This window comes from Rhizobium sp. AG207R (genome assembly GCF_027109195.1).
Lineage (GTDB): Bacteria > Pseudomonadota > Alphaproteobacteria > Rhizobiales > Rhizobiaceae > Rhizobium > Rhizobium dioscoreae.
In genome coordinates, this window is the sequence record NZ_JAEPVT010000017.1 from 126,514 (window position 1) to 138,948 (window position 12,435).

General features: G+C 60.2%; 11 protein-coding genes and 1 tRNA gene. 5 read left to right on the forward strand and 7 right to left on the reverse strand.

Annotation, left to right across the window (positions count from 1 at the left end):
• Window positions 1–35: 35 nt before the first annotated feature.
• Entirely contained in the window at window positions 36–344 is a 309-nt protein-coding gene (locus JJQ51_RS30830) for a GCG_CRPN prefix-to-repeats domain-containing protein (RefSeq protein ID WP_269245696.1), read from the reverse strand.
• A 240-nt stretch (window positions 345–584) separates the two neighbouring features.
• Between JJQ51_RS30830 and JJQ51_RS30835 the strand changes: the two genes are divergently transcribed.
• Window positions 585–2,192 carry an inorganic phosphate transporter gene (locus tag JJQ51_RS30835; RefSeq protein ID WP_269245697.1) on the forward strand — a complete coding sequence of 536 codons (1,608 nt, stop codon included), beginning with the start codon at window positions 585–587 and terminating at the stop codon, window positions 2,190–2,192.
• Window positions 2,193–2,401: 209 nt separating this feature from the next.
• On the opposite strand, the gene JJQ51_RS30840 is transcribed toward JJQ51_RS30835, so the two are convergent.
• The 5 genes from JJQ51_RS30840 to JJQ51_RS30860 form a co-directional block, all read right to left on the reverse strand.
• Window positions 2,402–2,851: a MucR family transcriptional regulator gene (locus JJQ51_RS30840; protein ID WP_113333561.1), complete on the reverse strand. Its 450-nt coding sequence runs from the start codon at window positions 2,849–2,851 to the stop codon at window positions 2,402–2,404.
• 170 nt (window positions 2,852–3,021) lie between these two features.
• The gene (locus JJQ51_RS30845; protein ID WP_269245698.1) at window positions 3,022–3,609 is read right to left on the reverse strand and encodes a helix-turn-helix domain-containing protein; all 588 of its coding nucleotides are present in this window, start codon (window positions 3,607–3,609) and stop codon (window positions 3,022–3,024) included.
• Between the two features lie 100 nt (window positions 3,610–3,709).
• Window positions 3,710–4,498 carry an EAL domain-containing protein gene (locus JJQ51_RS30850; RefSeq protein WP_113333559.1) on the reverse strand — a complete coding sequence of 263 codons (789 nt, stop codon included), beginning with the start codon at window positions 4,496–4,498 and terminating at the stop codon, window positions 3,710–3,712.
• Window positions 4,499–4,831: 333 nt separating this feature from the next.
• Window positions 4,832–5,677 (reverse strand): sugar phosphate isomerase/epimerase family protein, encoded by an 846-nt coding sequence (locus JJQ51_RS30855; protein WP_269245699.1) that lies wholly within the window; start codon window positions 5,675–5,677, stop codon window positions 4,832–4,834.
• A 211-nt stretch (window positions 5,678–5,888) separates the two neighbouring features.
• Window positions 5,889–7,766, reverse strand: a complete 1,878-nt coding sequence (locus JJQ51_RS30860) for an adenine deaminase (RefSeq protein ID WP_269245700.1) — start codon at window positions 7,764–7,766, stop codon at window positions 5,889–5,891.
• A gap of 386 nt (window positions 7,767–8,152) precedes the next feature.
• Here JJQ51_RS30860 and JJQ51_RS30865 point away from each other — a divergent pair, with 386 nt between their 5' ends.
• The 4 genes from JJQ51_RS30865 to JJQ51_RS30880 are packed head-to-tail and all read left to right on the forward strand — an operon-like array spanning window position 8,153 to window position 11,856.
• A complete protein-coding gene (locus JJQ51_RS30865) occupies window positions 8,153–9,130 on the forward strand; it encodes an ABC transporter substrate-binding protein (protein ID WP_269245705.1) in 978 nt (325 codons plus the stop codon).
• A gap of 45 nt (window positions 9,131–9,175) precedes the next feature.
• Window positions 9,176–10,000: an ABC transporter permease gene (locus JJQ51_RS30870; protein ID WP_269245701.1), complete on the forward strand. Its 825-nt coding sequence runs from the start codon at window positions 9,176–9,178 to the stop codon at window positions 9,998–10,000.
• Window positions 10,000–10,791 carry an ABC transporter permease gene (locus JJQ51_RS30875; RefSeq protein ID WP_269245706.1) on the forward strand — a complete coding sequence of 264 codons (792 nt, stop codon included), beginning with the start codon at window positions 10,000–10,002 and terminating at the stop codon, window positions 10,789–10,791. The genes JJQ51_RS30870 and JJQ51_RS30875 overlap by 1 nt, the downstream gene beginning before the upstream one ends.
• Window positions 10,792–10,797: 6 nt before the next feature.
• The gene (locus tag JJQ51_RS30880; protein ID WP_269245702.1) at window positions 10,798–11,856 is read left to right on the forward strand and encodes an ABC transporter ATP-binding protein; all 1,059 of its coding nucleotides are present in this window, start codon (window positions 10,798–10,800) and stop codon (window positions 11,854–11,856) included.
• A gap of 230 nt (window positions 11,857–12,086) precedes the next feature.
• Here JJQ51_RS30880 and JJQ51_RS30885 read toward each other — a convergent pair.
• Window positions 12,087–12,163 (reverse strand) — tRNA-Met (locus tag JJQ51_RS30885).
• Window positions 12,164–12,435 lie beyond the last annotated feature (272 nt).

The window sequence follows — 12,435 nt, forward strand, 5'->3', positions numbered from 1 at the left end:
AAACACCGCCGCAAGATGCGGCGGTGCTTCTGATCTTACCAGTAGCGCGGACGATCGCGCCAGCGGCCGTCGCCCCAGCCATCGCGATGATGGCGGTGGCCGTGCCAGCCCCATGGCGGCGGCGGTGGCGGCCTGTAGTAACCCCAGCGCCGAGGCGGCGGACCCCAGCGATTGGGGCGGCATTCGCCCCAGCGCGTCAGGTGCCAGCCGCGACCGCAGGCATAGTCGACTTTCACAATCGGCACTGAGGCCGTTGACCCAACGGCCGGGATAGGCATTGCCTCTGCCGAAGATACAACCAGGCTGCCGAACAAGGCAGCAATGGCAATCACGGACGATCTCATATTAATGGCCCTCTATCCAAGTCCCTTACATGGGGGATTTAACCCCCGAAGGTATGAACGCCGGCTGAACCGAAAAAGGCCTTTTGGCGGCAAAATCAAGATCAGCCCGAGAACCTCTCGGCAGTCAAACGGGTTTGCCACCGCCCCCATTTGCAGTTCGCCGCAGCCTGTTCCCGCGTCACGAGAGTTTCATGAACGAGGCTTACACCGGCAATATCCATTGCAATAAAGGAGTTCGGGATGGTCGACCTCGTTTCAAACAATGCGGAAGGCGGCAATGCCGACCATCCGATTCATGGCGCAGGCAGCTCGGCAAAATGGTTTCTGCCGCTCTTCGGCATCGTCGTCCTGGCCGGCCTCGTCTATGTCGCCTACGCTCTCGGCAGCGATCTTGCCGAAGCAGCCGCAGTTCCGTGGATATTGCTTGGGCTGGCGCTGCTGATCGCGCTCGGCTTCGAATTCGTCAACGGCTTCCATGACACTGCCAACGCCGTCGCCACCGTCATCTACACGCGCTCGCTGCCGGCTGAGTTCGCCGTCATCTGGTCGGGCTTCTTCAACTTCCTCGGTGTTCTCACGTCTTCAGGCGCCGTCGCCTTCGGCATCTTGGCGCTGCTGCCGGTCGAACTCATCCTGCAAGTCGGCTCCGGCTCCGGTCTCGCCATGGTCTTCGCCCTGCTGACCGCCGCCATCATCTGGAATCTCGGCACCTGGTATCTCGGCTTGCCGGCCTCGAGTTCGCATACGCTCGTCGGCTCGATCATCGGGGTCGGCCTCGCCAACCAGTTCCTGGCACCCGCCGGCTCCGCCACCAGCGGTGTCGACTGGTCACAGGCAAGCAACGTCGGCATGTCGCTGCTCCTGTCGCCGATCATTGGCTTTGCCGCAGCTGCAATATTGCTGCTGGTCGCCAAGGTGCTGATCCGCAACAAGGAGCTTTATGAAGCGCCGAAAGGCAATACGCCGCCACCGATCTGGATCCGCGGCCTGCTGATCTTCACTTGCACCGGCGTCAGCTTCGCTCACGGCTCGAACGACGGCCAGAAGGGCATGGGCCTCATCATGCTTATCCTCATCGGCCTCGTGCCGACGGCTTTCGCGCTGAACCGCACACCCGATGTCAACTATCTCGAAGCTTACAAGGCTGCCTCAACGCAGGTTGAGACCGTGCTTGGCAAGTACGTGAAACCGGGCGTTGCCGCTCCGGCCGATCCGAAGGCCGCTGTCAGCAGTGCCGTCAAGACCAAGACCTGGACGGACGCGACGACGCCGGCTCTTCAAGCATACATTCATGCCACGAGCGCCGAGATCGCCGCCTATCCAAGCGTCGAGAAGCTGCCAAACGGGCTCGTCGGCAACGTTCGTAACGATATCTACCTGATCGGTGAATCGCTGAAGCTCATCGACAAGCAGAAGCTGCTGCCGATGAGCGCCGACGACCTGAAGGCCGTCACGAACTATCATGCCGCCGTCGATCACGCGACCAAGTTCATCCCGCTCTGGGTGAAGGTTGCCGTCGCCTTGGCGCTCGGCCTCGGCACCATGGTCGGCTGGAAGCGCATCGTCGTCACCGTCGGCGAAAAGATCGGCAAGACGCACCTGACCTACGGCCAGGGTGCCGCCGCCGAAGTCGTCGCCATGCTGACGATCGGTGCTGCCGACCATCTCGGCCTGCCGGTCTCGACCACGCACGTCCTGTCCTCCGGCGTCGCCGGCACCATGGCCGCCAACGGTTCCGGCCTGCAATGGTCGACCGTGCGCAACATGCTGATGGCCTGGATCCTAACGCTGCCGGCCTCGATCGCGCTTGCCTTCGTGCTGTTCGTCGTGCTGCGCCAGGTCTTCTAATCGTCGCGATAAAGACGTCGAACATTCTCGATAAGACTATGGCGCCCCTGACGGGGCGTCATTTCATTTGCAGCATTCCGCCGACGGACACGGCACTGCGACCGGCATCGCAAAACGCATTGAAAGCGTTCGCGAGATCCGCCTGCATTCCCACGGAGCATCGAAGCCGAGCCGTCAGGAGCGCATGAGGCGCCTGTTAACGGATTGCTTCAGCCGACGCCTTCCCTCTTGTTGCCGTTCGCACCGAGGCCGGAAATCTTGGCAAGTTCCGAGCGACGGTTGGCGTAATTCTGAGCAACCATCGGATAGTTGGGAGCAAGTCCCCATTTCTGTCTGTATTCCTCGGGCGTCATGCCATAATGCACGCGCAAATGGCGCTTCAGGGTCTTGAAGCGTTTGCCGTCTTCGAGGCAGACGATGTAGTCGTTTGTTACCGATTTCTTCAAATCCACCGCCGGCACCAGGTTGCTTCGATCGACGATCGAAGCCGACCCATCCAACGTTTGCAGCGCCTCGTGAATATCCTTGATAAGCCTGGGGAGGCTGTGAACAGGGATGGCATTATGGCTGACATAGGCCGAAACGATCTTCACGCAGCCATCGAACAAAGCAGGCGTCTTCTGGGGGGCGGGGTCTTTTCTTTCGCTGAAAGAATCCATGATCTTTTCCCGGATCTCATTTGGTTCCTCGTGCGCCGCCCCGCTCGAATTGCATCATGCGCGATACCCGCAGCCGGGCAGCGCGCCGTTTCGATTTGCGCCCTGTTCCAGGGGCGCGATCCCGGTTTGGTAACCGGGGTACAATGCGACCGCATGAAATGCGTGCGCAATCACAGCCGGTAGCTTTTCGCTCCGTATCCCATATCCGCAGCGGTCTGCGGCAGTTCGCCGGCGGAGTCCGAGAAGTAGACCGCCAGCTTGTTGCAAAGAGTGACGAGCGGCATGCCGAGCATGAACGCCGTATGAGTGGGATCTCCGCCGCAATGCTGCAGCGTCTGGAGAATAAGTTTGCGCTCGACATCCTCCATCGTCTGGCCGACGAGGCTGCTGACGGCGGTATCGACCGCTCCCTGCAGCAAACGGCCATCGCCAAGATGGAGGGTGATCTCCTCGATCAATCGATTTTCGCTTGCGGTCACGATAACGACATCATCAGCATGACCGCCGAGCTCGCACAGGACGTAGAGCCCGGTCTCGGCATCTATGCTGACGCGGCCAATCGCTTCTGCCGCCTGATCGCAGATAAGGACATGCGGCTCGGTTCCGCCGACGAATGTGGCGACCAGCTCGCCGCTCCCGGAAAAGACGATGCGAAGCCGGCTCACAAAAGCGCGCAGCAATGTCTTCGTCTTGAGCTCGCTCGCAGCCCGAGCCGCCGAGATCTGATAGGCCGATGTGAAAGCCGGCTGCTTCATCATGACCTCACCTGCAAGGCCCTGATGGCAGGCTTCGGCGAAAGACCGGCATACATACGCCACGCATAAGGTTTGGAGATCGCGGTCATATTCGGCGGGAAAATCATTCCACCCCCCGCAAGACGGCTTTCCGCTTATAGCGCCGGAGCTGGGCCAAGGAAACCGGCTTCGACAGCAGGAAGCCCTGTACATGCGTTGCGCCCGCTTCCCGCGCCACATCGAGTTGGGAGCTGGTTTCGATACCCTCGACGACGACAAAGGGAGCAAAGCAGGCGGCAAAACCGACGAGATGGGAGAGGCTGTCGCTTCCGTCGCGCCCTTGCCTGTTATCCCACACAAAGGCTGCATCGATCTTGACGATATCGGCGGGCACCTGCAACAGCGATGCCGGCGTGGCGAAACCCGACCCGAAATCGTCAATGGCGATACGACAGCCGAGGTCACGGATCATCTTCATGCGTTCGATGGATGCGCCAACCACGGGATAACTTTCGGTGACCTCGATGATGAGGCGCGAAGCAAGCTCCGGGCGGCGGCTGATTCGGCCGAATACATCGGCGAACCGATCACGGCGCGACAGGCTGGTGGCGGAAAGATTGAAACCGAGAACCAGCGCCTCATCCGCAGTCAGATCGGACAGCACCATATCCAGAATGCGCAGATCGAGATCGAACCAGCGATCCTGCCGCTCGAGCAGCGAGACGAAGGTGCCGGCCGTGTGCACGGTGCCGTCCGAGTCCGTTACGCGCGCCAGGCTTTCCGCGTAGAATACCTTGCCGACATTTCCGGCATCATGAATCCATTGCGCCGCAAAACCCAGGCCACCTTCAGCGATCGCCTTCAAGATCAGGGCTCCATGCCCCTCCTCCTCGCGGCTTGCACTACCGTTCATCGGATTTCCCTTTCGGGGCGACGCGGTGATCGAGGAACATCCAGGAGCAGGAAACAGCAGATGATGAACGGCGCGTCTCGCTCCGAAACATCGGATTCCGGTGTCTATAATCCGCTTCTTCCATCTTCCAGACACCCTCAAACCTCAATCATTGAGGCCCCCTTCATCGAGCTGGAAATATTGCGCCGAAGACCATAGTCAACCCGGCACGGATATGCCTACGAGATAGTTATTTAATAATTGCTAATACACTAATTAACTAGCGTTGCAAAAGTCAATCTCCGCGCAGCTTCTCCCGCACAACTAAACTAAAATATTAATGCTCTTCAACAATTATTCAGCACTTGCCGTCTGGGACCACCAGCCACTTTGCCGCGCCGCCTGCAGGGCTAAATCCAGAGGCGGCAGATCCTGGTGCCACAACCTTTCCCACTCCAGACTCATGATGCCGGCATAACCATCGGCATCGAGCGCTGACCGCAGTGCCGCCATCGGGAACTCGCCGGTACCGGGCAGCACGTAACTATAGGGCAGTCTCGGCCCCGGCACGGAAACGCTGTCCTTGATGTGGAGATGGTGCGTGTTGCGCCGAACCTGCTTCCAGGTTTCGACGGGATCTTGCCCGCCCTTGCGCCAAGTATGATGCGTATCCCAGATAAGAGCGCAATCGGGCGCTATTTCAAGGAAGCGTGGAATAGCGTCCGGTAATGCAAGAAAATCATGTGTCTCGACGACCATAGCGGCATGAAAGCCTTCACGCTCCGCAGTCTCACGCCACCATTGCAGCGTCGCCAGCGCCTCGGCCAGCTCGCCCTTGTCGGCGGTTTCGCCGCCGTCGAAAACCCGGAGCGAACGAACGCCGACGGCCTCCGCCCATGGAAGATAGCGCAGGAACTCCTCCTTCGCCTGCGCTGTCGCGCCGACAAGACGCAGCGAAGTATTGAAGGCACAGACGCTAACGGGAGAGGCCTGCAGCACTTTGGCCAAGCCGGCCGGAGAACCGAATCTTTCGGTGAAATAGGCAACCAGATCGACAGTGCCGGCAAGGGCGCGGATTTCGATGGCGTCGATGCCATGATTCGCGGCCAATCCGAGGGCTTCGCTCAATTCGAATTCCGCACATCCCAGTGTGGAAAATGCCGACACCATCCGCGGCCTGTCACTATCAACTGCGATCACCAGAGCCTCCTCCGCCCGGTCGGCATCCGCTTAACGCGCTGATGGGTACGCCCCACCCTTTCGTGGTCTGCGGCTCGATATAAGTAACCAAATAGATAATTAAGGAGCTGGCTTCGGCCGTCAAGCACCGATCGCAATCCACCCTGTGGGGCTGCTCATCAACGATCAACGGCGCGGCAGGGATATTCACAATAAGCAAGCCGGATATCCATCACCAGACGATCGGATGCGTTTCCCCGGTCGCAACATTCACGAAACCCTCCGGCGCCCGTTCGGAAGGCGCAACCAGAACCCAGCGCCAGGGCGCGCAGGTGAGCGTCGCGAAGGAAAGACGCTCGGGAAAGCCCGGCCACCAGCGCGGCGAGAAGGTCGGCTCATACATCCAATCGATCTCGGCCCCAGCCTTATAGAGCGACTGCATCTCCGCATTCAGTTCCTCAGCCGAGCGCGCCGTCATCAGGCCGCCGACTTCATAACGGACGCGGGCAACGACCTTGCCGCCCGACACCAGCACCCATCCGCCCTGCTGCTCCTTCAGCGCATTGGCGACCATAGCCATGGCTTCATCGGAGGAGCCGACCGCCCAGATATTGTGCTTATCATGGCCGAGTGTGGCGCCGAGCGCAGTGTCCGGCGTGCGCGGCCCCGTGCCCAGCCAGAACATGCGGGCGACCTTGGCCTCGCCGGAAAAGCGGTCGACGATCGCGAATTTCGTGACGTTACGATCGTGATCACGCTGCACGGCGCCATCGCTGACGGGCAGATCCATGGTGATGAAATCATCGGCCCAGTGAAATGGCCGCAACAGGGCGGCCTTGGCCGTGCCGGACGCTGATGGAGCGGCAATGCGAAAATCTTCCGCCGTGACGGTCCGATCGATGCGAACCGTCTGCGTTGCCCATGCCGGCCAGTCGATCTCCGGGCGAACGCCGACGAAGGCCTTGCCTTCGGCTGCCGGCTTGCCATCGGCCCAGACCTTGGCAATCGACAGCGTCTTCACATCGTCCAGCAGCACGATATCGGCAAAACGGCCGGGCGCGATCGAGCCGACCCATGGCGTCAGCCGCATATGCCGGGCAGGATTGATCGTCACGCATTGAATGGCAATTTCCGGCGACAACCCATTCTCAATTGCCAGCCGGACATTATAGTCTGTCGCGCCGATCTTCAGCGTATCGCTGGCGCTGCGATCGTCAGTGACGAAGGCGATCTGCGACCAGTCGGACAATCCCTTATCGATCAACCCCTTGATCACCTCGGGCAGGGAATGCGGCCTGAGCTCGATGAAGAGGCCATGCGTCAGCTTCTCCCAGATCTCGTCGAGAAACCAGCCCTCGTGATCGGAAGCAAGTCCGGCGCCGGCAAAAGCATTGATCGACGGCAGATCGCGCAGGCCCGCACCATGACCCTCGACCACGCCGCGCTGTTCGAAGGTGGCCCGGATCATGCCCCAGAGGCGATCGTAAGCCGGATTCTCCGGGTTGCTGACGGAAGGCCAATCCATGACCTCGTCGAGCCCGGCCACCATCAGACTTTCACTCAGAAAAGACTTCTGCTCGTCATAGCCGAAGTGACCGCCGCCCCATTCGTAAGCCGTCGGCGGCACGGCCGATCCCGGCAGAGGAAATATCTTCATCGGCGAGCCGCGGCGGCGCGCTGCCAGCCAGAATTCCAGATTGCGGGCGCCGTTCACATTGGAAAACTCATGGCTCGCCTCGCAAGTCCAGGTGACACCATGCGGCATGACCAAAGCCGCTTCCCATTCCGGCGTCAGATGCGAGCTTTCGATATGCTTGTGCGCTTCCCCGAAACCGGGAACGGCTGCGAGATGCGGCTCGTGCACACGCTCGCTCACCTCACCCTGATAACTGCCGGCCGGACCGACATAGGCGATCCGCCGGCCTTTGATGACGATTTCCTGGTCGTCCAGCCAGCTGCGGCTATGCACATCCAAAAGCCTGCCGACACGCAGCAGGCGATCCGCCGGACGGCGGCCGAGCGCGGTCAGCGTCAGATCCTGACGGATCAGCACTTCGTCCGCCGCATTGATGAGCAGATCGTCGGGAAGATTTGTGTTCGGGGATGTCATGAGAAGCATGCCTAAGGGATATTCAGTCAATTGAGGGTAGAGATGACCGATCCGCGTGTAAAGCTGCCCGGCCCACCGGCAGAATAATCGCATGTGAAGTGAAGACATTGCTGAGCCTCTCCTTCTCCCGAGGAGGGAGAGGAGTTCGCGGATCTCAACGATGTGTAATGGCCAGACGTCCTAGCGTGACGCGACATATTCATCCCATCAAAGGCAAAAACCGCCACCCTGCCCATTTGTTGGGCTTGTAAAGCCGGTGCTCGAAAAATAGTATCCTGCAAGCTTGAAACATATGCCCGATTTCATTGACCAAAAGGATTTAGAGAATGAACGGCCTAACCCTTGCCCGTGTCGCGGGATTTGTTCTCCTTGCCGCGGCAACTGCGATGCCGGGCTTCGCCCAGGCAAAGACGCTGACTATCTCCTGGTGGGGCTATAATGGCGAGAAGATGCAGGCCAACATCATCGAGCCCTTCAAGAAGATCTGCGGCTGCGATGTCGTTTTCGAAACCGGCAACAATGCCGACCGCCTCAACAAGCTGAAGCTGCGCGGCGGTAAGGGCGTCGACGTCATCTATCTCACGGACAGCTATTCGCAGCTCGGCATCCAGCAGGGTCTCTTCCAGGAAGTCGACCGCAGCAAGCTCCCCAACCTTGCCGATCTCTACGATATCGCCAAGGCACCGCAAGGCAATTACGGCCCCGCCTACACGATCGGCCGCATTGGTATCGTCTATGATACGGCGAAGGTGAACCCACCGGTTTCCTCCTGGAACGATCTCTGGCGCGACGACCTGAAGGGCGCCGTTTCGCTTCCCGGCATCACCACAACGGGCGGGCCGCTGACGGTGCTCCAAGCCGGCAAGCATGCCGGCGCCGATCCCTATGCCGATGCCGACAAGGCCTTCGAAGCTATCGAGGCGCTAAAGCCGAATGTCGTCAAGAACTATAATACCGGCTCCGAACTGGTGAACCTGATCTCGACGGGTGAGGCCAAGGTGGCGATAACGCAGGATTTTGTTCTGTCATCCCTGCGATCGGCCGTTCCGACGATGGCCTGGGCCGATCTCAAGGATGGCGATATCGCCGTCCTCAACACCGTCAATATTCCGAAGGGCTCGGAAAACGTCGAGCTCGCGCATCAGTTCATCAACTTCATCCTGTCGAAGGACGTGCAGCAGGCGGAAGCCGAACAGGGCGTCGATGCGCCGGTCTCGACCAAGGTGATACTGCCACCGGAAAAGGCCAAGCTCTGGACCTACGGCGCCGAAATGATCGCCAAGCTCAGCCGTATCGACTATCAGAAGCTGATCGAGGCGCAACCGGACTGGGTCGATCGCTGGAACGAGATCTTCGGCATGTAACAGGGCATGCCGCATAGTCTGCGGCGTTCTCACGGAATGTAGTTGATGAAGCATTTGATGAAATGGGGATTGGCGACGCCGGCCATTCTGGCCGTAACGCTCTTCCTGCTCGTTCCCGTCGTCATTACGATTGCGGCGACCTTCGGTGAACCCAAGGGGATTTTCTCCCCCTATGTCGCCTTCTTTTCCAGCGGCTTTCGCCGCACGGTGCTCTTCAGGACAATCGAAGTGGCGCTGATCACGACGGCGATCTCGCTGTTTATCGGCTTCATCGCCGCCTATGTGATCGCGCAGATGCCGGGCCGCGCCAAAAGCGTGATGATCATCGCCGCCGTCTTTCCGCTGCTGACCGGCGTCGTCGTGCGCTCCTTCGCGTGGCTGATCATTCTCGGCAAGAACGGCATTCTCAACACCATCCTCATGTCGATCGGCGTCATCAGCGAGCCGCTCTCGATGCTCTACACGGAGGGCTCGGTGATCGTCGCGATGGTCTATCTCTTCGCGCCCTTGATGATCCTGACGCTCGTCGGCGTGCTTGAGGGCATACCGCAGGATCTCATTCAGGCGGCGACGTCGCTCGGTGCCACGCCGGCCGCGACCTTTCGCCAAATCATCCTGCCGCTTGCCACGCCGGGCCTGATCGTCGGCGCGGTGCTGGTTTTCACCGGCAGTTTCACCTCCTACGCCACGCCGCAGCTGCTCGGCGGCGAAAAGCAGATGATGATGGGCACCTTCCTTTATCAGCGCGCCATGGTCACCTTCGATTGGGTCGGCGCCTCGACGATCGCCGCCATCATGGTGGTGGTCACGATCGGTATTGTCGCGATCATGAGCCGGCTCGCGCGACGGCTGAACCCGATGGCGGTGTGATCATGACAAGAACGGTCCATCCCGCGCTCATCGCTTTCACCGCCCTCGTCTTCCTCTTCCTGCTGGCGCCGCTCGTCATCATCATCGGCGCCGCCTTCAGCGATACGACCTATCTTACCTTCCCGCCGCAGGCCCTGACGCTTCACTGGTTCTCGAACATCTTTCAGATCGAGGCCTTCCGCACGACGGCGATCACCAGCCTGGAGCTCGCCTTCCTCGGAACCGCGCTGTCGCTGCTGATCGGCATTCCCGCCGCCTACGCCATCAGCCGCTACAGGATCGAGTTGCCGCGCTGGCTTTCGACGCTTTTCGTGCTGCCGATCCTCGTTCCAGAAATCGTCTTCGGCTTCTCGCTGATGAAATCGATCACGATCGGGCTTGGGCTGCCGATCTTCCCGAGCCTCTTGATCGGTCATGCGCTGCTGGTGCTGCCCTATTCCGTGCGCGTCGTCAGCGCCAGCCTCGCGAGTTTCGATTTCTCGATCGAGGAAGCGGCGATCAGCCTCGGTTGCCCCCCTTTGAAGACCTTCCTGACAGTGGTGCTGCCGAATATCCGCGCCGGCGTCATTGCCGCCTTCATCCTCGCCTTCATCACCTCGATCAACGATGTCTCGGTCTCGGTCTTCCTGACAGGCCCAGGCATCTCCACCCTTCCGATCCAGATCCTCGCCCATATGGAGCAGTTCTTCGACCCGACCATCGCCTCGGTTTCCGTGCTGCTGATGCTCGTCACCGTCGCCGTCATGGCGATCGTCGAAGCCACCCTGGGCCTCACCTTCCTGACAAAGTAGCCGCCCGTGACCGTATCGCTCTCCATTAATTCCATCAGCGCCCATTACGGCAAGACGGCCGTCCTGCAGGATCTTTCGCTGTCCGTCGCCGCCGGCGAACTTGTCTCGCTGCTCGGCTCCAGCGGCTGCGGCAAGACGACGACCTTGCGGCTCGTCGCCGGCTTCCTGCAGCCGACCAGCGGCACGATCAAGCTGGGGGAGCGCGACCTGACGACACTGCCGGCGCATGCCAGAGATATTGGCTTGGTGTTCCAGAACTACGCGCTGTTTCCGCATCTGACGGTACTCGAAAACGTCGCCTTCGGCTTGAAGCAGCGCCGCACGCCGACGAAGGAGCGCCTTACGAAGGCCGGCGCCATGCTGGACCGCGTCGGCCTTTCCGGCCTCGGCGATCGCCTGCCCGGCGCACTCTCCGGCGGCCAGAAGCAGCGCGTCGCGCTCGCCCGCGCTCTCGTCATCGAGCCGCCGCTTCTGATGTTCGATGAGCCGCTATCCAATCTTGATGCCAAACTCAGGGTCGATATGCGCGTCGAGATACGCCAGTTGCAGCGCGCCAATGGCACGACCTCGCTTTACGTGACCCACGATCAGGAGGAAGCCTTCTCAATCTCGGATCGCGTCGCCATCATGAATGCCGGCCGCATCATGCAGCTCGGCACACCCGAAACCCTGTACCGCAAGCCCGCCAACAGCTTTGTCGCCCGCTTCGTCGGCTTCGAAAACCTGCTGCCGTTGAGGGTCGTCGAGCGAGCAGGTGCACTGGTGACAGCCGAGGCTGCGGGCGGTGCAAGGATCATTCTGTCGCAGGACGATTTCGGGCCGATCCCGGACAGTTTTGTCCTCGGCTGCCGCGCGGACGGGCTTTCGGTTCGACGCGAAGGCAACGGCCTGCCGGCGATTCTGGGAACACGCACCTATCTCGGCCGCGCCTATCAATACCAATGCGAAACAGCGGCCGGTGCTATCGTCGCCAATGGCGCCTTGTCGGAGCCGATGGCGGCCGGAGATGCCGTCGTGCTTGTACCCGTGCCTGAGCAATGCTGCATTCTTCAGCCGGAGCAATAGAATTCAGGCTTCCACCTTTTTTTGTGAGCTATAATTGCAATCGCCATCGGCGGGTAGCCTCTGCGCCATTGATATTGCGGCCATTGGAAGGTGGTACTGCGAGGACTTCAGGCCTTGGTTCCGTGTTTGCATTGTTTGGGTTGTTGCGAGGGCTTGCTGATGGTTTGGAGGCATGAGGCGTTGGCACGACGCACAAAGCCGGCGTTAGGCGGGCCTTTGAGGGGTAATATTGGTTGCGGGGGCAGGATTTGAACCTGCGGCCTTCAGGTTATGAGCCTGACGAGCTACCGGGCTGCTCCACCCCGCGCCAGCGCAAACCGCTGCGCGGTTTGTCGCGTCCACGTAAACCGCGGAGCGGTTTATCGTGTGTTTCCAGCGTAAACCCGAAGGGTTTATCGCGTGTGGGCACCCTTGCGGTTCCCACCAAATTCCAGAAGCGTTTGCGCTTCCCTTCAGAAGCGACAAAGGCCGCGTTAGCGGCCTATTGTAACACGGCCTGGCCGTATTTCGGAGTGTGACGAGAAGATTTTGTGAGGCATAAGCCGCTGAAGCGGTTTAGCGTGGAGTTGCGATTAGCAG

Coding starts and splice junctions, on each gene's coding strand:
- JJQ51_RS30830 (WP_269245696.1), bottom strand. CDS start 344: ATGAGATCGTCCGTGATTGCCATTGCTGCCTTGTTCGGCAGCCTGGTT.
- JJQ51_RS30870 (WP_269245701.1), top strand. CDS start 9,176: ATGAAGCATTTGATGAAATGGGGATTGGCGACGCCGGCCATTCTGGCC.
- JJQ51_RS30865 (WP_269245705.1), top strand. CDS start 8,153: ATGCCGGGCTTCGCCCAGGCAAAGACGCTGACTATCTCCTGGTGGGGC.
- JJQ51_RS30845 (WP_269245698.1), bottom strand. CDS start 3,609: ATGATGAAGCAGCCGGCTTTCACATCGGCCTATCAGATCTCGGCGGCT.
- JJQ51_RS30835 (WP_269245697.1), top strand. CDS start 585: ATGGTCGACCTCGTTTCAAACAATGCGGAAGGCGGCAATGCCGACCAT.
- JJQ51_RS30860 (WP_269245700.1), bottom strand. CDS start 7,766: ATGACATCCCCGAACACAAATCTTCCCGACGATCTGCTCATCAATGCG.
- JJQ51_RS30840 (WP_113333561.1), bottom strand. CDS start 2,851: ATGGATTCTTTCAGCGAAAGAAAAGACCCCGCCCCCCAGAAGACGCCT.
- JJQ51_RS30850 (WP_113333559.1), bottom strand. CDS start 4,498: ATGAACGGTAGTGCAAGCCGCGAGGAGGAGGGGCATGGAGCCCTGATC.